This window comes from Lacrimispora xylanisolvens (genome assembly GCF_002934545.1).
Taxonomy (GTDB): Bacteria; Bacillota; Clostridia; order Lachnospirales; family Lachnospiraceae; genus Lacrimispora; species Lacrimispora xylanisolvens.
This window is the reverse complement of the sequence record NZ_PTJA01000004.1, coordinates 64708-83543: the sequence shown is the minus strand read 5'-3', so window position 1 is coordinate 83543 and position 18836 is coordinate 64708. Positions and strand designations below refer to the sequence as shown.

Here is an 18836-nt window from a genome sequence, read left to right as displayed (position 1 = left end):
AGGAAAGAAAGAGGTAGGATAAGATGAGTAAAGTTGCAGTTGTATATTGGAGCGGAACCGGTAATACGGAAGCTATGGCAAATAAAGTACTGGAAGGTGCAAAAGCTGCAGGTGCTGATGCTTCTTTGTTTACCGCTTCTGATTTTGGAGCAGATCAGATGGATGATTACGATGCTGTATCCTTTGGCTGTCCTTCCATGGGAAGTGAAGAATTAGAGGAGGGCGAATTTGAACCCATGTTTAAAAGCTGTGAGGCAAAACTCAGTGGAAAGAAAATTGCTTTATTCGGCTCTTATGGCTGGGGAGACGGTGAGTGGATGCGCAACTGGGAAGATTCCGTAAAATCTCTTGGAGCAGTTCTGGTTCATGACAGTGTGATTTGTAACAATGAACCTGACGAGGATGGGGCAGCCCAGTGTGTGGAACTTGGAAAGGCACTTGCATAATCGAAAAGACATGGGTACGAGATGTTAAAGTCCTGCCCATGTCTTTTTTTATGCAAAATATATTAATATCCCAACAAAAAAGCTGAGTTTTCTAATCGAAAACTCAGCTTTTTACCTATGACCTATCCGGGAATCGAACCCGGGTTTCCGCCGTGAGAGGGCGGCGTCTTGACCGCTTGACCAATAGGCCGTTTCCCTGTCATCTCTGACAGCTCCATTATAATATCACAGGTATTCCGGTTTGTCTACTGTTTTTTCGAAAAAATAAAAAAATTGTCAAAAACAGATTTTTTATGTTATACTTTGCAATAGAAAAAGGAGGCTTAAGATGACGTATGGAACGGAAAAATCGGGAAATTCAGTATGATTATCTGCGGGTAATTGCAGTTATTGCAATTATTATGGTGCATTCCATTCCTGCCCAGGCAGCCAATGATACGCAGCAGCTTTTTAGTGCAGTGCTTATGCCTGTGCTTTTGTCTTTTGTAGGAATCTATTTTATGCTCAGTGGTTTGTTTATTCTTGATGATGGTACAGAGAACATTCTGAGATTTTATAAAAACCGGTTTCGTACCATTGTGATCCCATTTGGTTTCTATACCGGAATCTATTACTTCTATTACAATGTATATCTGGGACAGGAGAAGCCTGGGTTTTTCCCGCATATCAAAGCATGGCTTTTTGGGTGGCTGACAGAAACCACGCCCATGGCTCCGCACATGTGGTTTATGTATGTGATTCTGGGGTTGTATTTGTGCGCGCCCTTTTTATCACGAATGCTAAAGGCTATGACAGATCATGAGCTGAGAATTTTTTTGGTCATGATTCTTATTATACAGACTCTGTTTGTTTATCTGCAGCCGCTTGGGGTTTTACCAGGAGAGTTTTTTCAATATATGATATTTAAAGGCTGGCTGATTTACTTTGTGCTTGGCTATTCATTAAAACGTTTATATCAAAACACCAGGTATTTTCCTTTCCTGGCAGCAGGACTTACAGGATTTGCGCTGACCATGATTCAGAAGTTTTTTACACCTGGATTTACACCCGGTATTCATGATCTGGCACCCACTATGATAGCCATGGCATCCGCTGTCTTTTTGTTTTTTGAACAATATGGAACGGTATCATTTCCTGGGTTTACAAACGCATGCGGATTGATCAGCAGACACAGCTATGGTATGTATTTAATCCATTATCTGGTGCTGGGACAGGTCTCTGCTGCAATCATAGAAAAAACATGGATCAGACATTTTTATGTTCCTAAAATTATCTGCCTGACGGTACTGACATTTTTTATTTCTCTGGTAATAGCCTGGTTATTGGATGAAACAGTAATGAAACTGTTAAAAAGGATTCCTAAACTGATATGGAAACGGGAAAATGACAGATAAAGGAGAATATTAATGGCAAAGAAAAGCAGTTGTGAATATTGTATGTATTATCAATACAACGAAGACTATGAATATTATGAGTGTGGGATTAATTTAGATGAGGATGAGATGATGCGTTTTTTAAGTGAATCCCATCAAAGCTGCCCTCACTTTAAATATGGTGATGATTATTCCATCGTAAAGAAGCAGATGTAAAAAAGCCCCTAAAAAGGGAGGAGCCGGTATCCCCTACGAGGAATACCGGCAATTATGAAAAAAATTCTTATCTCAAAGTATGTTGGCAACATCTTTTTCTGATGATTTAAGTATATGAGTAAAATATGAAGAGAGTTTGTCCGGCATGTAACAATATTATGACCAGAATGTGAACAATAACTGGAAAACGGCAGCCTTTTAATGGACTGCCGTTTTTTGTGCCTTAATACAATCAGGATTCCTGAAAATGATAGTTGTCCAGCAGCTGATTTTTCATGTTCCAAAGCGGCTTAGACAGGTCGACGTGAACCTCATGAGGATTCACAAGACGCCTTGACTCATCCCAGAGGGTATCAAGCTCTTTTTTACAATAAGCCTGGATATCCATTACAGCAGGAGATTCATAGACGCATTTGCCTTTCTGGAATACAGGAATCAGTAAATCCCTCATGGTATAAGTATTAGGGGCGAGGTGTGTCTTTTTCCATGTCTCAATTGGGTCAAAGAGAAGGAGTGAATGGTTTTCATCATATACTTCGCCTTCCAGACATATTAAATCAGCGATAATCTTGCCGGTTTCCCTGCTGTAAATTCGTTTGATCTCTTTATTGCCAGGATTGGTGATCTTTTCTGCATTTTCTGAAAGCTTAATCTTGGGATTAAATTCTCCGGTCCTCCGGTCCAGAACAGCTGCCAGTTTATACACTCCTCCAAATGAAGGACAATCCTTGGAGGTGATTAAATTAGTACCCACACCCCAGGAGTTTATGGTTGCGCCCTGGATCTTTAAGCTGTTGATCAGAGTCTCATCAAGGTCATTGGAGGCAGAAATAATGGCATCAGGAAATCCTGCTTCTGTTAGCATTTTCTTGGCTTTTTTGGAAAGATAGGCAAGGTCTCCGCTGTCTAACCGGATTCCATAACTGGTCAGAGGAATATTCGCCTCTTTCATCTCCCTGAATACTTTGATCGCATTGGGGACACCTGATTTCAGTGTATCATATGTGTCTACCAGCAGAATGCATGCTTTTGGATAAAGTTTTGCATAACTGCGAAATGCAGAAAGCTCGTCAGGAAAGCTCATGATCCAGCTGTGTGCATGAGTCCCCTTAACCGGGACGTTAAACATCTTACCAGCCAGAACATTGGAGGTGCCCACACAGCCGCCAATCATGGCAGCGCGGGCACCGTAGATACCAGCATCAGGTCCCTGGGCACGGCGAAGACCAAATTCCATTACTCCGTCACCTTCCGCTGCAAATACCACACGGGCAGTCTTTGTGGCAATCAGGCTTTGATGATTAATAATGGTGAGCAGCGCCGTCTCTACCAGCTGGGCTTCCATAATGGGAGCGATTACTTTTACCAGAGGTTCTCTGGGAAATATAACGGTTCCTTCCGGTATGGCGTAAATATCTCCGGAAAATCTAAAATGAAGCAGGTATTCTAAAAAGTCTTCCTCAAACAGTCCGGTGGATCTTAAATAGTCCACATCCTCACTGTTAAATTCCAGTTCTTTGATATATTCAATCGCCTGTTCCAGACCAGCGCAGATCGCGTACCCGTTTCCGCCTGGGTTGCTGCGGTAAAAGGCATCGAATATTACGGTCTCGTTGGCATCTTTCTCTTTGAAGTAACCCTGCATCATGGTTAACTCATAGAGATCTGTTAATAAAGTTAAATTGCGCTGGCTCATAGTTTTTCTCCTTTTTACAAATCCTTTTCGCACATTATACCATATGTTTACAAAAAAACAATTACATTGATAAAAATATAACAATCTCACCGAACTTTAAATAAACAATTAAAGTGTCCAAATAGAATAAATTACCAGAATTAATATATACAATTTGCAAATAGAAAAATAAATGATTAAAATTTTATAAAATAACTTGCAAAATAAAACGCAATGCATTATAATAATATCATCTACAAAAGATTAACAGTTACACCCTTTTTTCTAAAATAATTCATAAGACAGAGCCGAAGGAGGTCGATTCCACCAAAAACAGTTGTTACGCCTGTTGACTGACAAAGAGCTCAGGCAAAAGATAAGACGTTTCCCCACTTTATAAAAGCCAGTGGATTCCAGCAGTTCAGCTGACATGGAAGATGGCAGAAGGGTCCGGCAATTCATTGACGTGCCTATGATTGGTCAGAACTATATTAAGTAATTTCGCTGGTTATATCCAGCGACCCAAACCCAATGGTTCCCTGACAAGATAGAAGAATGAAAATAAGAAGCAGAATAATTGAGATTGCATAAGGGATCAGTAAGGGAAGCGAAAACAAGTTCATATAGAGAATCATCCAGAAAAGCATTATCAAAAATCTAAAGAGAGGCATGAATTAACAGATGGATGAAAACGTGTAGAGCGGGTATCGAATTGAGGAAAGAATTCGGTACCCGCTCTGTTTTTGTTTCATAAACGTCATCACAATTTAGAGGCAAATATGTAAATATTAGCACTCAAAATGTACAATTTTGGCGGTTGGGTTGAAATGTACATAAAAAGGATATAGAATGTAAGCGTTTTATTACTACAATATAAAATATCAGAAGAGGAGGGTATTAATGCTTCTTATTGCCATTTGTGATGATAATAAAAATGATTCAGTCAGAACAGCAAAATATGTGAAAGGTTATATGAAATCCGTATCAATTCCATTTCAGATTATAACTTTTAGATCAGGGGAAGAGCTGCTTGATTTTCATGGAAAGTTTGATCTGATATTTCTTGATATTGCCTTAACCGGAATGAATGGGATTCAGATTGGTAAAACAATATGGGAAATGAACCGGAATGTTAAAGTCATCTATACCACCAGTTATAAACAATTTTGCAGACAGGCTGTCAATTATGTCCATGCGTTTGCCTTTTTGGAAAAACCCGTTACCAAGAACAATGTGGAACGTCAGCTTCAGGAAATTATACAATACATTCAGGAAGAACCTGGTAAATTAGAGATAGTAAATTTTGAAATTATAGAGGTCACAGAGGCTGGTGAATTAGAAAGCAGAATAAAAAGTTTTGAAGTCAAAGATATTTTTTACTTTGAGTATATAAATAGAAAAATAAAAATAAAACTGGAAAATGAAGAATATTTTTTTATAGATAAAATGAAAAAATTAACGGAACGGATGCAAAAGTACAATTTTGAAGCCTGCCATCAAAGCATTCTGGTAAATCTAAGACATATAAAAAATATTAAAGGTTACGAGGTTCTGTTAAATAATAATGATAAACTTCCTGTTTCCCAGAAAAAATCTGCGGATTTCAGGAAAAAACTAAATAATTTCATACAGAGTAATGTATAGGAGGTAAAATGGAAAATTATATGATTCTTACGTTTGGAACCTTCATTTCATGTATGATAAATATCATTATTTTATTTCAATTTATAGAAGAAAGAAATGAACGGAAAATAAATAACCGGTTTTTAAACATATTATTAAAAACAGCTGCATTTTTAATCGTTGTAGTAATAAATGAATTGGGGAAGCCAGTCCTTAATATAGTAATCTGGGTTGTGTTATTTAGTTTTATAAATATTATTTTTTACCGCAATGACAATAAAAAATTAAGATACCGGATCTTTGAAGTACCGGTTTTGATTTTAATATTATCTGTCTGCGAAACGGTTGGGGTAGTAATGCTGGAATACATACTTCTGAAATTTCAGATTCATGGCATTCAGCCTGTTATGATCAAAAGTATGGAACTGACATTTTCCAAGTTAGTTGTCCTCAATGTATATTATCTGATTATTACCAGACTCTGGCGGGAAGATTTTGCTGTAAAGTATACAATCACCCAATGCCTGATACAAGTAATAATTATATTGTTCAGTATGACCAATATAGCTGTAATCATCGTGGCAATCCCGAAAATTACAAATATAACAGAATATATACTGATACTTATTAATATGGGGTGCATCTTATTTGCAGATCTGTATTTTTTATATCTGGCAAGATTTGTAGAAGAGAACAACCAGCTAAAAGTAAAATTAAAATTGTTGGAGCAGCAGTCTTTGCTGCAGTATGAATTTTATGAAGATCAGAAAGAAAAGTATAATGAGTCCATTATAATACTTCATGATGTATATAAGCGTCTGAATCTGATTGAGGAAATGTATCAGGCAAATGACCATAAAGCAGCACTTACGTATGCCAAAGAAATAGGAAGATTACTGATTCCGCTGTCTTTGGAGGATTATACCAATAATCCTATTTTAAACGTGATATTGAATGATAAGAAGCGAATTGCCATCTTTCATAAAATAAAGTTCAATCTGGAAATAGGCATTGTTGATCTTTCCTTTATGGAGCCAATAGAAGTAACAACAATATTTGGAAATCTGCTGGACAATGCCATTGATGCATGTGACCAGGTGCCACAGGACAGATTTATTAAAGTTAAGCTTGATAAATATAATGATTTTACGGTTATAAATATTACCAACAGCACAGCTCCCATAGAAAGATGGCATCATGGCAAACCAGTTTCAAAGAAAGGAAAAAATCATGGAATTGGTCTTCTGAATGTGGAAAATATAATTAAAAAGTATAATGGAAGTATGGTTCTGGAAGAAGAAAACAGAATATTTTCCTGTAAAATAATATTTAATTAAGATATATCATTTGCTGAAAAAAAAAGCACACGGACTGGTATAAAAAAGTTCGGAGTGCTTTCTTTTTGCTTTCTGATCTTTATTTACACCACATGTTTCATGATTGAAACATTCAAAAAGTTGTAGATTATACATAAAAACTGTAAGTTGTACGACTTTTGTTGAAAACCACAATAAGAAGTAGGAGAATGTGGCTGTAAACAAGAAATGAGAATAGAAAGGAGCAAATAATATGAAAAAAATAGCTTTAATAAGCCCCGTAAGAACTGCTGTTGGTTCCTTTAACGGTACTCTTTCAACCTTAAATGCATCCGAACTGGGAACTGCGGTCATTCGGTCCTGCCTGGAACAAAGTAAATTAGAGAGTTCACATATTGATGCAGTATATCTTGGAAATGTGCTTCAGGCGGGAATTGGTCAAAGCCCTGCCAGACAGGCAGCAGTAAATGCAGGTATCCCGGTTGAGGTTCCTGCATCCACCGTAAATACGGTCTGCGGTTCCGGGCTGCATACAGTTGCACTGGCTTACGATTCAATACTGGCGGAACAAAACAGCATTGTATTAGCTGGTGGAATGGAAAGTATGACAAATGCACCTTATCTTTTGAAAAAAGCAAGAAACGGTTATCGAATGGGTAATGGAGAACTGGTAGACAGTCTGGTTGCTGATGCTCTTACCTGTGCTATAAATCATTATCATATGGGAATTACAGCGGAAAATATAGCAGAAAAATATAAGGTAACCAGGAAAGAGCAGGATGAGTTTTCCTACAGCAGCCATATGAAGGCAGCTATAGCAAAAAATGCTAAGATCTTTGATAACCAGATTGTTCCAATAACCGTTAAAAAGAAGAAAGAAGAAATCTGCTTCTCAGAAGATGAACACATCAAAGCAGATACCACAATGGAAAAGCTTTCGGGGTTAAGAACTGTATTTAAACAGGACGGAACAGTCACAGCCGGAAATGCTTCCCCAATCAGTGATGGTGCAGCAGCCATGCTTGTGGCATCCGAAGATAAATGCAGAGAGTACGACTTAAAACCAATGGCTTATATCAAAGGCTATTCGCTGGTAGGCGTTGATCCTGCATATATGGGCATCGGACCGGTAAAGGCAGTTTCCACACTTTTGAAAAAGCAGGGATTAACCATTCATGATATCGATTTACTGGAGTTAAATGAGGCATTTGCAGCACAGTCAGTGGCAGTAACAAAGGAACTTGGAGTTGACAAGTCAAAGGTGAATGTTAACGGCGGGGCTGTTGCAATCGGACACCCTCTTGGAGCAAGCGGTGCCCGGATACTGGTTACTCTGGTGCATGAAATGGTGCGAAGATCCGCCCGTTACGGTGTGGCATCATTATGCATCGGCGGAGGTATGGGAATTGCCATGCTGGTTGAAAATGCTAACTTATAAACAACTTTTACATAGAAAGGAACATGTTTATGAAATCAGAAACGATTCTCTCTCTGCAGTCCATGCCTGCAGCAAGCGCCAGTTATGGACGTCCTCCGTGCCGTTTTATAAACAGGGAATATTTTACAGTCAGCTATGAATCAGATCCGGATCTGATTAAAGAGGCGGTTCCCGAACCACTGGAACCGGATGGAAGCAATCTTGTTTTGTATGAATGGATCAAGATGCCCGATTCCTCAGGTCTTGGAACCTATGAGGAAAGCGGGATTGTAATTCCATGTACATTCCATGGAGAAGCCTGTAATTTTACAGCACAAATGTATTTAAATAACGGTCCTGCCATTCTTGCCGGACGTGAAATCTGGGGATTTCCAAAGAAGTGGGGACGGCCTCACCTTAGAGTTGAAGATACCGAGACATTAACCGGTACTCTGATTTACAATAATATTCTTGTGTCAATGGGAACCATGCCCTTTAAATATCATACTCTTGATAAAAAAGCAGTTGCCAAGAACCTGGGGAAAATGCAAGTCAATTTAAAGCTGATTCCGGATGCAGACGGAAGTCCAAAGATTGCCCAGCTGGTGGCTTACAATCTGGAAGATATTCAGGTAAAGGAGGCATGGTCCGGGCCTGCAAGACTTCATTTAGTTCCCCATGTAAATGCGCCTGTGGCAGATCTGCCTGTAAAAGTCTGCGTGGGAGGAACGCATATCATCTCAGATTTAACCTTACCTTATGGACGAGTGATCCATGATTACCTAAGTGAATAAAAAGGAGGCCATTCTATATGAACAAATTAATATCAGCCGGAGAAGCAGTGAAAAAAGTCAAAGATGGAGATGCTATTATGATCGGAGGATTTCTGGCAGGAGGTCATCCTGAAAAGCTGGTAAATGCACTTCTAAATACCAGTACAGCCAGTGACCTGGCCATTATATCCAATGATACCGGAACCACGGAGCTTTCCATCTATCAACTGATAAAAAGCGGAAGAGTGAAGCGGATCTTTGCCTCCTACATTGGTTCCAATCCGGAAACCGGAAGACTTCTTATGACTGGAGAGGCTAAAGTCCAGCTGTTTCCCCAGGGTACCCTTGCTGAAAAAATACGTGCAGGCGGCGCAGGACTGGGAGGGGTTTTGACACCAGTTGGGCTGGGTACAGTTGTAGAAGAAGGTAAGAGGAAAATAGAGATCGGAGAGAAAAATTATCTGCTTGAAATGCCGCTTAAGGCAAATGTGGCATTTATAAAAGCCCAAAAGGCAGATGAGACTGGAAATCTGATTATTAACGGCTCTTCCCGCAACTTTAATGTGGTTATGGCTACCGCCGCGGATTACGTGGTCGCAGAGGTGGATGAATACGTAAAAGCGGGGGAAATTGATCCCAATGATGTAACTGTTCCCGGAATTTTTATAGATAATATTGTAAAGGTGGGCCAGTAAATGATGAATAAAAGAGAAGCAATTGTAAGAAGAATTGCAAAGGAACTAAAAGACGGAGATGTTGTTAATCTTGGAGTAGGTATGCCTACAATGGTGGCAAACTACATACCAGACAATATACATATTATGCTGCAGGCTGAAAACGGAATATTGGGTGTGGGACCCAATGCAGATCAGGAGGATAAAACTCTGGACTGTATCGATGCAGGAGGAAACTACGTAACAACTGTAAAGGGCGCCAGCTATTTTGACAGTTCGTTTTCATTTTGCATTATCCGCGGAGGCCACGTAGATGTTACAGTCTTAGGGGCACTGGAGGTTGATGAAAAAGGTAACGTGGCGAATTGGATGATTCCAGGCAAAAAAGTACCTGGAATGGGAGGCGCTATGGACCTGGTGGTTGGAGCGAAAAAGGTGATTTTAGCCATGGAGCATGTAAGCAAAGAGGGGGCTCCGAAAATACTGAAAAAATGCAAGCTTCCACTGACGGCAGTAAATGTGGTGAAGACCATTGTCACTGATATGGCTGTCATTGATGTGGTTCCGGACAAGGGGCTTGTGTTAAAGGAAATTGCCCCGGGCCTGACCGTGGAAGATGTCCAGAATGCAACAGAGGCTCACCTTAACGTATCACCGGATTTAAAGGTGATTCATGTATAAAATCCTGTAACGGTTCAGTAAACCGTATAATACAGGATCATAAGTCATATAGTAATAAAAATTAAAAGTAGAAAGAAGGCATTCCTATGAAATCCGAATTAAAGAAAGTAACATTAAAAATTGCATCAAAAGCCATTTTAAATTCAGCAAAAACAGAGGTAAACAGTTCCTGCTTTTTTATCGGCTATCAGCCTAAATTACCGGATAACGCAAAAAAATTAAGAAAATTCTAGGATGAAAATCCAGATGATAAGATGGGAAGAAACATTTGTAGAAAAACTGGTATCCAATGAAATTATCAACGAAAAAGAGGCAGATCTGTATCAGTTTGGAATAGAGTGTCTGGTTTTAAAACTGATCCATTGTATTTCCTATTTATGCATTGCTGCCTGCTTTCAGATGGTGCCGCAATTAATTGTTATTGGCTGTGTCCTTATACCGCTTAGGAGAAATGCAGGCGGTTATCATGCGAAGACTAAAATGGGGTGTTACATATTTTCCTGTTGCTATATAGCCATAATTCTTTTCCTCTCAAACGCTCAAATCCACCAGGTTCTTTTGTGGGGCGCACTGGTCTTGTCTGATGCGGTTATATTTTTTATGAGTCCGGCAGATAATGAGAATAAAAGACTGGATGAGAAAGAAGTGGTACATTACAGAAGAAAAGCAAGATTGATTCTGATGGTGGCCAATGCAGGCTGTCTGGTACTGACTGCGTTTCATTTCTGCTATGCAGGAAATCTTTTCATATGGGGTATTGCTGCAGCGGCATTTTTACTGGTACTTTCATAATGCAGAATGCAAAAGGGAGGGGATACCCTCCTTTTTGTTAAGCTGCAGCAGCTGAATACAAAAATAACCTTGACATTTCTTTTTTCGATCCCTATAATTAGTAGACATAGAAAGACTTTGATGGAGACAGTAGAACCGTGTGAAATCTACAGAGAGCCGGGGAGGGTGGAAACCTGGTGAGAGTATTATGGATTCGAACATCACTCCGGAGTTGCCGGCTGAATACATTTAGTAGGTCAGGACGTAGTTTCTGCGTTAAAGAATAGCATATGTCAGTATGCGGTATTAGGTGGTATAGCGAAGAATGAATGCAGCCTTCGTCCTGATTGCAGGATGGAGGTTTTTTTGATTAAAAATTTTAATGGAGGTTATAAAGATGTACAGAAAAGTCCCTACAGATTTAAACTTTGTGGAGAGAGAAAAGGAAATTGAAAAGTTTTGGGAAGAACATGACGTGTTTCAGAAGAGTATGGATAACCGGAAGGACGCAGAAACTTATACCTTCTATGACGGACCGCCTACTGCCAATGGAAAACCCCATATCGGTCACGTTTTAACCAGGGTTATTAAGGATATGATCCCCAGATACCGGACCATGAAAGGATATGATGTTCCCCGTAAAGCAGGCTGGGATACTCACGGACTGCCGGTAGAGCTTGAGGTTGAGAAGAAGCTGGGACTTGACGGCAAGGAACAGATTGAGGAATACGGTCTGGAACCATTTATCAAATACTGCAAGGAAAGTGTATGGCAGTACAAAGGAATGTGGGAAGATTTTTCAAAGACTGTGGGTTTCTGGGCAGATATGGACGATCCCTACGTTACCTATGATAATAATTTTATTGAATCCGAATGGTGGGCTTTAAAGCAGATCTGGGAAAAAGGGCTTTTATATAAAGGCTTTAAAATTGTTCCCTATTGCCCCCGCTGCGGAACTCCTTTATCCAGCCATGAGGTTGCCCAGGGCTATAAAGATGTAAAAGAGCGCTCTGCAATTGTAAGATTTAAGGTGAAAAACGAAGATGCATTTATCCTTGCATGGACCACAACTCCGTGGACCCTGCCTTCCAACGTGGGACTTTGTGTGAATCCGTCTGAGACCTATGTGAAGGTACAAAGCGGAGACTATACCTATTATATGGCAGAGGCACTCTGTGAAAAGGTATTGGGAGAAGAGTTTCAGGTATTAGAGAAATTTACAGGAAAAGATCTGGAATTTAAGGAATATGAGCCTCTCTTTGATTTTGTAAAACCAAGCAAAAAGGCGTTTTACGTAACCTGCGACAATTACGTTACGTTAACAGATGGTACCGGTGTGGTTCATATTGCACCCGCCTTCGGTGAGGACGATTCCAAGGTTGGAAGAAAATACGATCTTCCTTTCGTGCAGCTGGTAAATGGTGCAGGAGAGATGACAGAAGAAACCAAATGGGCTGGCACATTTTGTAAGAAAGCAGATCCGCTTATTTTAACAGACCTGGAAGAGAGAGGTCTTCTGTTTTCTGCTCCGGTATTTGAGCACAGCTACCCACACTGCTGGAGATGTGACACTCCTCTCATCTACTATGCAAGAGAGTCCTGGTTTATTAAGATGACAGCAGTAAAAGACGATTTAATCCGCAACAACAATACCATTAACTGGATCCCTGAGAGCATTGGAAAAGGCCGTTTCGGTGACTGGCTGGAGAATGTTCAGGACTGGGGTGTCAGCAGAAACCGTTATTGGGGAACTCCTTTAAATGTATGGGAGTGTGAGTGCGGACATCAGCATTCCATCGGCAGCATCGAGGAATTAAAGAGCATGTCTGACAACTGCCCGGATGAGATCGAGCTTCACCGTCCTTACATCGACGGGGTTACCATTACCTGTCCTCAGTGCGGCAAACAGATGAAGCGTGTGCCAGAGGTTATTGACTGCTGGTTCGATTCCGGCTCCATGCCATTTGCACAGCATCACTATCCATTTGAGAATAAGGATTTATTTGAGAAACAGTTCCCTGCAGACTTTATTTCAGAAGCGGTGGATCAGACAAGAGGATGGTTTTATTCCCTTCTTGCCATCTCAACCCTGATTTTCAATCAGGCACCATATAAGAATGTAATCGTACTTGGCCATGTTCAGGATGAAAACGGTCAGAAGATGAGTAAATCCAAGGGCAATGCGGTAGATCCGTTTGAAGCGCTGGAGACCTATGGAGCCGATGCAATCCGCTGGTATTTCTATGTAAACAGTGCACCATGGCTTCCAAACCGGTTCCATGGAAAAGCAGTTATGGAAGGACAGCGTAAATTCATGGGAACTTTGTGGAACACTTATGCATTCTTTGTGCTCTACGGGAATATTGATGAATTTGACCCTACCAAATATAAACTGGATTATGAGAAGCTTCCGGTAATGGATAAATGGCTGTTATCCAAGTTAAATACTTTAATCAAACAGGTAGATTCTTACCTTGCTAATTATCAGATTCCGGAATCAGCAAGAGCACTGCAGGAATTTGTGGATGATATGAGTAACTGGTATGTTCGCAGAAGCAGAGAGCGTTTCTGGGCAAAGGGTATGGAGCAGGATAAGATCAATGCCTATATGACCCTTTATACCGCCCTGGTTGATGTGAGCAAGATTGCTGCTCCTCTTATTCCATTTATGACAGAACAGATTTATCAGAATCTGGTTTGCAGTGTGGACAGTTCCGCTCCGGAAAGCATTCACTTATGCGATTATCCGGCAGCCAATGAAACCTTCATCGACAAACAGCTGGAAGATAATATGGATGAGGTTTTAAAAATTGTAGTCCTGGGCCGTGCAGCCAGAAATACTGCAAATATCAAAAATCGCCAGCCAATCGGTCAGATGTTTGTAAAGGCTCCTCATACACTTCCTGTCTTCTATCAGGAGATTATCGAAGAAGAGCTGAATGTAAAAACAGTTGTATTTAAAGATGATGTAAGAGACTTCACTTCTTACAGCTTTAAACCACAGTTAAAAACCGTTGGTCCAAAGTACGGCAAGCAGTTAGGCAGCATTAAAAATGCGCTTACAGAGATAAACGGCAATGAGGCGATGGATACCCTCAATGAAAAAGGTGCTCTTACCTTTGATTTTGATGGAACCGAGGTAGTGCTTACAAAAGAAGATTTACTCATTGATACTGCTCAGACGGAAGGATATGTATCAGAGGGAGACAACGGCATTACCGTTGTTCTGGATACCAATTTAACTCCGGAGCTTTTAGCAGAAGGATTTGTACGCGAGCTGATCAGCAAGATCCAGACGATGCGGAAAGAAGCCGGTTTTGAGGTGGTAGACCACATCCGGGTATACAGCAAAGACAATGAAAAAATCGAGAGTATTTTAAAGGCTCATGAAAACGACGTTAAGAACGAGGTCCTTGCAGACGATATCATATTAAATGAAGCTGCCGGTTATGTAAAGGAATGGAATATTAACGGCGAGAATGTAACCTTAGGCGTGGAGAAGATCCAGTAAACAGTCAGGAGGTCTTGTGGAATGAGCATGGGATTTGATAAGGAAACCTTTAAAAAAAGTGTCTTGTTTAATATGAAGAACGTGTTTCGTAAAACGGTAGATGAGGCAACCAAAGAGCAGATGTACCAGGCAGTCGCCTATGCAGTAAAAGATGTGATCATAGATGAATGGATCGCAACCCACAAAGAGTACGAAAAGCAGGATGTAAAAACCCTGTATTACCTGTCCATGGAGTTTTTAATGGGTCGTGCTCTTGGCAACAGCATCATAAGTTTCATGGCACAGCCGGATGTGAAGGAAGTGTTAGAAGAACTTGGGTTTGACTTAAATGCAATTGAAGACCAGGAGCCGGATCCGGCTCTTGGAAACGGAGGGCTTGGCCGCCTGGCGGCATGCTTTCTTGATTCACTGGCAACACTGGGATATCCTGCTTACGGCTGTGGAATCCGATATCGTTACGGCATGTTCAAACAGAAAATCGAGAACGGTTACCAGGTGGAAATCCCGGATGACTGGCTGAAAAACGGATATCCCTTTGAGATCCGCAGGGCAGAATATGCCACTGAAGTTAAATTTGGGGGATATGTAAAGGTGGTACGGGAAGATGGTAAGGAGCGGTTTGTTCAGGAGGGCTATCAGTCCGTCCTGGCGGTTCCTTACGATATGCCCATCATAGGATATGGCAATAACGTAGTAAATACTCTGCGTATCTGGGATGCCCAGGCCATTAACACCTTCAGCCTGGATTCCTTTGATAAAGGGGACTACCAAAAGGCAGTGGAGCAGGAGAATCTGGCTAAAACCATTGTTGAAGTCCTCTATCCCAATGACAACCACTACGCAGGTAAGGAGCTGCGCTTAAAGCAGCAGTACTTCTTTATCTCTGCCAGCGTGCAGAGAGCAGTCAAAAAATATATGGAAAACCATGATGACATCCATAAATTCTATGAGAAGAACGTATTTCAGTTAAACGATACCCATCCGACGGTGGCTGTACCGGAGCTGATGCGGATTCTACTTGATGATTACGGATTGAGCTGGGATGAGGCATGGGAAATTACTACGAAGACCTGTGCCTATACCAACCACACCATTATGTCAGAGGCTCTGGAAAAATGGCCCATTGAGCTGTTTTCCAGACTCCTTCCCAGAATTTATCAGATTGTGGAAGAAATCAACCGCCGTTTTCAGCAGAAGATCAGCCAGATGTATCCGGGAAATCAGGATAAAGTACGTAAAATGGCCATTGTTTATGACGGTCAGGTACGAATGGCCAATCTTGCCATTGTCGGAGGCTTTTCCGTTAACGGGGTAGCCAGACTTCATACGGAGATCTTAAAGAATCAGGAGCTGAAAGATTTCTATGAGATGATGCCGGAGAAATTTAATAATAAAACCAACGGTATTACCCAGAGACGTTTTCTATTACATGGAAATCCTCTTTTGTCTGAGTGGGTGACGAAGAAAATTGGAAATGAATGGATCACCAATCTGCCTCATATTCACCGCCTGGCTGTTTACGCAGATGATCCCAAATGTCAGCAGGAATTTATGGATATCAAATATCAGAACAAGGTCCGGCTGGCCAGATATATTAAAGAACATAACGGCATAGAGGTAGATCCCAGATCTATATTTGATGTGCAGGTAAAACGTCTTCACGAGTATAAACGACAGCTGATGAATATTCTTCATGTGATGTATCTGTATAATCAGCTGAAGGATAATCCTAATCTGGATATGGTTCCACGGACCTTTATTTTCGGAGCCAAAGCTGCTGCCGGTTACCGCAGGGCGAAGCTTACCATTAAGCTGATCAATTCTGTGGCAGAGGTGATTAACAACGACAGAAGCATTGGCGGTAAAATAAAAGTTGTATTTATTGAAGACTACAAAGTGTCCAATGCAGAAATTATATTCGCTGCAGCAGATGTCAGTGAACAGATATCCACTGCCAGCAAAGAAGCTTCCGGAACCGGCAACATGAAATTCATGTTAAACGGTGCTCTGACTCTTGGAACCATGGATGGAGCCAATGTGGAGATCGTAGAGGAAGTGGGAGCGGAGAATGCATTTATTTTCGGCCTCACATCCGATGAGGTCATCCGTTATGAGCGGGAAGGCGGATACGATCCCATGGAGATTTTTAACAACAATTATGAGATCCGCAGAGTTTTGATGCAGCTGATTAATGGCTATTATTCTCCACAGGATCCGGAGCTGTTCCGTGATATTTATAATTCCCTGCTTAACACCATGAGCAGTGACCGTGCCGATACGTACTTTATTTTAAAGGATCTTCCTTCTTACGGGGAGGCACAAAAGCGGATCGATCAGGCATACAGAGATGAATCCTGGTGGGCAAAAGCTGCCATTTTAAATGTAGCAAACAGCGGTAAATTTACATCAGACCGTACCATTCTTGAATATGTCAGAGACATCTGGCATTTGGAAAAGGTAAATGTGGAACTCTGATCCATATGAAGGTTTCTGAAAAAGCGTTCCGGAAGTGATTCCGGGGCGCTTTTTCGCATATATTGAACAAGGGTTCAGACTGAAAGAAAGGCGGCGGGATGATGGGGAAGAAAATTTTAATGGCATGTATACTGGCATTTTTGTTTCCATATATTATAACTCTGGCGTGGACCGGGAAAATTGAGGAGAAAAAAGATATGCCCATTACACTTAGTGGAAAACGTGTAATCTTAGACAGAAAGGGCGGGGAAACCTCTATGGATGTGGAGGAATATCTTCCGGGAGTGGTAGCAAAGCAGATGCCGGCAGATTACGGGAAAGAAGCGCTCCGGGCCCAGGCAATCATCGCCCGGACCTATATTTATGGTAAAATGAACGGTCAGAAGGAAGTAAAGGAATCCGATCTCCATATGGATTATTTAGAGCAGAAGCAGATGGAAAAGATGTGGGGAAGCGAGGCTTTTGTCACCAGCTATCAGGCAATTGAAGATGCGGTACGCTCTACCACAGGGACAGTGATCACCTGTAACGATAATTTAATTGAACCGTTGTTTCATCGTGCCAGCAACGGAATGACAAGAGCGGGAGATTCAAACCACCCATATTTACAGCCTGTAGAATGCAAAAAAGATGTGGAGGCAGAGGGTTTTTTAACAATTCTTCAGTTCAGCAAAGAAGACTTTGCGGATAAAATCAACAAGATATCAGGAGATGGTTCTGTAAAGGCAGATCAGATTCCGCAAAGCATTCAGATTGTTCAGCGGGATGATTCCGGTTATGTGGTACAGATCCAGATCGGTACTCATACCCTCACGGGAGATCAGGTTCAGTACGCACTTTCCCTGCCGTCGCCTTCCTTTGAATTTGAAGATTATGAGGGCGGTGTGAGAGCTGTCTGCCGGGGGATCGGACATGGATATGGCTTTAGCCAGTACGGTGCAAAATGTAAAAGTGAGGAAGGATGGACGGCAGAAAAAATTCTTGCTTATTTTTATAAAAATATTGTTTTGAAATCTGAATAACTCTTTCACTCTTGGTAAGAATATTATCGAGGTGATAAACGTGAAGGAGAAAATAAGTCAATTGTTCAAGGATAAAGTATTCCTTGTCCTGTTGGTTCTAGGCCTGCTGACTATAGTAGCTGCAGCAGGAGTCATTACCGTTCAAAGAGGAAATGGTGGAGGAGAAAGCCCTTATCTGAAAGTACCGGATCAGAGCAATATGATTGTTGAAGAATCAGTCCCCCAGGATACACAGGTAGCTGTTGCAGGAGATTCCAATGCAACAAAAAATGCGGAAGAGGAAATGAAGGCTGTTGATTCAGCCAAAGCCACAGCCGAAAAAGAAACACAGGCAGCAAAAGCCGCAGCAGACAAAAATGCCGCCAAGTCACTGGTACTTAATTTTAACGACTCCACCAGAATGACCTGGCCGGTACGCGGAAATGTTATTTTGGACTACAGTATGGATAAGACCATCTACTTCCCAACCCTGGATCAGTATAAATGCAATCCAGGCGTGGTAATTCAGGGAGATGTGAGCACTCCGGTAGTCGCACCCGCCAATGCAAAAGTGCAGGAAATCGGTTCCAATGAAGAAATTGGTAACTACGTTGTTTTAAACATGGGCAACAAGTACACGGCTGTATGCGGTCAGTTAAAAGAACTGAAGGTAACAGCAAATGAATATGTGAAGGAAGGCCAGGTGCTGGGTTATATTGCAGAACCCACAAAGTATTATTCCGTAGAAGGCGCCAACCTATTCTTTGAAGTGACCCATGAAGACAAAGCCATTGATCCTCTTGACCATATGCAATAATCATGCTCAGGAAATATTAGGAAAAAGTTATAAAAAAATAATAATTTGTTCACACGTGATTAAGACT

16 protein-coding genes and 1 tRNA gene are annotated in these 18836 nt (G+C 41.1%); 15 read left to right on the top strand and 2 right to left on the bottom strand.

Features of this window, described 5'->3' with window-relative positions; all coding sequences use genetic code 11:
* Positions 1-23: 23 nt before the first annotated feature.
* Positions 24-446 carry a flavodoxin gene (locus BXY41_RS08410; protein WP_104436383.1) on the top strand — a complete coding sequence of 141 codons (423 nt, stop codon included), beginning with the start codon at positions 24-26 and terminating at the stop codon, positions 444-446.
* A 118-nt stretch (positions 447-564) separates the two neighbouring features.
* Here BXY41_RS08410 and BXY41_RS08405 read toward each other — a convergent pair.
* Positions 565-636, bottom strand: a tRNA-Glu gene (locus BXY41_RS08405).
* Between the two features lie 145 nt (positions 637-781).
* On the opposite strand from BXY41_RS08405, the gene BXY41_RS08400 reads away from it, so the two are divergent.
* Both BXY41_RS08400 and BXY41_RS08395 read left to right on the top strand, forming a co-directional pair.
* Entirely contained in the window at positions 782-1840 is a 1059-nt protein-coding gene (locus tag BXY41_RS08400) for an acyltransferase (RefSeq protein ID WP_104436382.1), read from the top strand.
* A 12-nt stretch (positions 1841-1852) separates the two neighbouring features.
* Complete coding sequence (locus BXY41_RS08395; RefSeq protein ID WP_104436381.1) at positions 1853-2035, top strand: DUF6472 family protein; 183 nt, start codon at positions 1853-1855, stop codon at positions 2033-2035.
* 232 nt (positions 2036-2267) lie between these two features.
* On the opposite strand, the gene BXY41_RS08390 is transcribed toward BXY41_RS08395, so the two are convergent.
* Positions 2268-3731: a nicotinate phosphoribosyltransferase gene (locus BXY41_RS08390; protein WP_104436380.1), complete on the bottom strand. Its 1464-nt coding sequence runs from the start codon at positions 3729-3731 to the stop codon at positions 2268-2270.
* An 879-nt stretch (positions 3732-4610) separates the two neighbouring features.
* Between BXY41_RS08390 and BXY41_RS08385 the strand changes: the two genes are divergently transcribed.
* The 12 genes from BXY41_RS08385 (at position 4611) to BXY41_RS08330 (ending at position 18769) form a co-directional block, all read left to right on the top strand.
* Entirely contained in the window at positions 4611-5354 is a 744-nt protein-coding gene (locus tag BXY41_RS08385; protein ID WP_104436379.1) for a LytR/AlgR family response regulator transcription factor, read from the top strand.
* Between the two features lie 8 nt (positions 5355-5362).
* Positions 5363-6670: a sensor histidine kinase gene (locus BXY41_RS08380; protein ID WP_104436378.1), complete on the top strand. Its 1308-nt coding sequence runs from the start codon at positions 5363-5365 to the stop codon at positions 6668-6670.
* Positions 6671-6902: 232 nt separating this feature from the next.
* Positions 6903-8087 carry an acetyl-CoA C-acetyltransferase gene (locus tag BXY41_RS08375; RefSeq protein ID WP_104436377.1) on the top strand — a complete coding sequence of 395 codons (1185 nt, stop codon included), beginning with the start codon at positions 6903-6905 and terminating at the stop codon, positions 8085-8087.
* 29 nt (positions 8088-8116) lie between these two features.
* A complete protein-coding gene (locus BXY41_RS08370) occupies positions 8117-8860 on the top strand; it encodes an acetoacetate decarboxylase (protein WP_104436376.1) in 744 nt (247 codons plus the stop codon).
* Positions 8861-8877: 17 nt separating this feature from the next.
* Positions 8878-9534, top strand: a complete 657-nt coding sequence (locus BXY41_RS08365) for a CoA transferase subunit A (protein WP_104436375.1) — start codon at positions 8878-8880, stop codon at positions 9532-9534.
* A 3-nt stretch (positions 9535-9537) separates the two neighbouring features.
* Positions 9538-10194: a 3-oxoacid CoA-transferase subunit B gene (locus BXY41_RS08360; protein ID WP_104436767.1), complete on the top strand. Its 657-nt coding sequence runs from the start codon at positions 9538-9540 to the stop codon at positions 10192-10194.
* An 86-nt stretch (positions 10195-10280) separates the two neighbouring features.
* Positions 10281-10427 carry a cyclic lactone autoinducer peptide gene (locus BXY41_RS08355; protein ID WP_104436374.1) on the top strand — a complete coding sequence of 49 codons (147 nt, stop codon included), beginning with the start codon at positions 10281-10283 and terminating at the stop codon, positions 10425-10427.
* A gap of 13 nt (positions 10428-10440) precedes the next feature.
* Positions 10441-10986, top strand: a complete 546-nt coding sequence (locus BXY41_RS08350; protein WP_170072287.1) for an accessory gene regulator ArgB-like protein — start codon at positions 10441-10443, stop codon at positions 10984-10986.
* A gap of 376 nt (positions 10987-11362) precedes the next feature.
* The gene (gene ileS / locus BXY41_RS08345; protein ID WP_104436372.1) at positions 11363-14476 is read left to right on the top strand and encodes an isoleucine--tRNA ligase; all 3114 of its coding nucleotides are present in this window, start codon (positions 11363-11365) and stop codon (positions 14474-14476) included.
* 21 nt (positions 14477-14497) lie between these two features.
* On the top strand, positions 14498-16951 hold the full coding sequence (locus BXY41_RS08340) for a glycogen/starch/alpha-glucan phosphorylase (protein ID WP_104436371.1): 2454 nt from the start codon (positions 14498-14500) through the stop codon (positions 16949-16951).
* Positions 16952-17052: 101 nt separating this feature from the next.
* Positions 17053-17973, top strand: coding sequence for a SpoIID/LytB domain-containing protein (locus tag BXY41_RS08335; protein ID WP_104436370.1), 921 nt, complete (start codon positions 17053-17055; stop codon positions 17971-17973).
* A gap of 40 nt (positions 17974-18013) precedes the next feature.
* Positions 18014-18769 carry a M23 family metallopeptidase gene (locus BXY41_RS08330; protein ID WP_104436369.1) on the top strand — a complete coding sequence of 252 codons (756 nt, stop codon included), beginning with the start codon at positions 18014-18016 and terminating at the stop codon, positions 18767-18769.
* Positions 18770-18836: the final 67 nt, after the last annotated feature.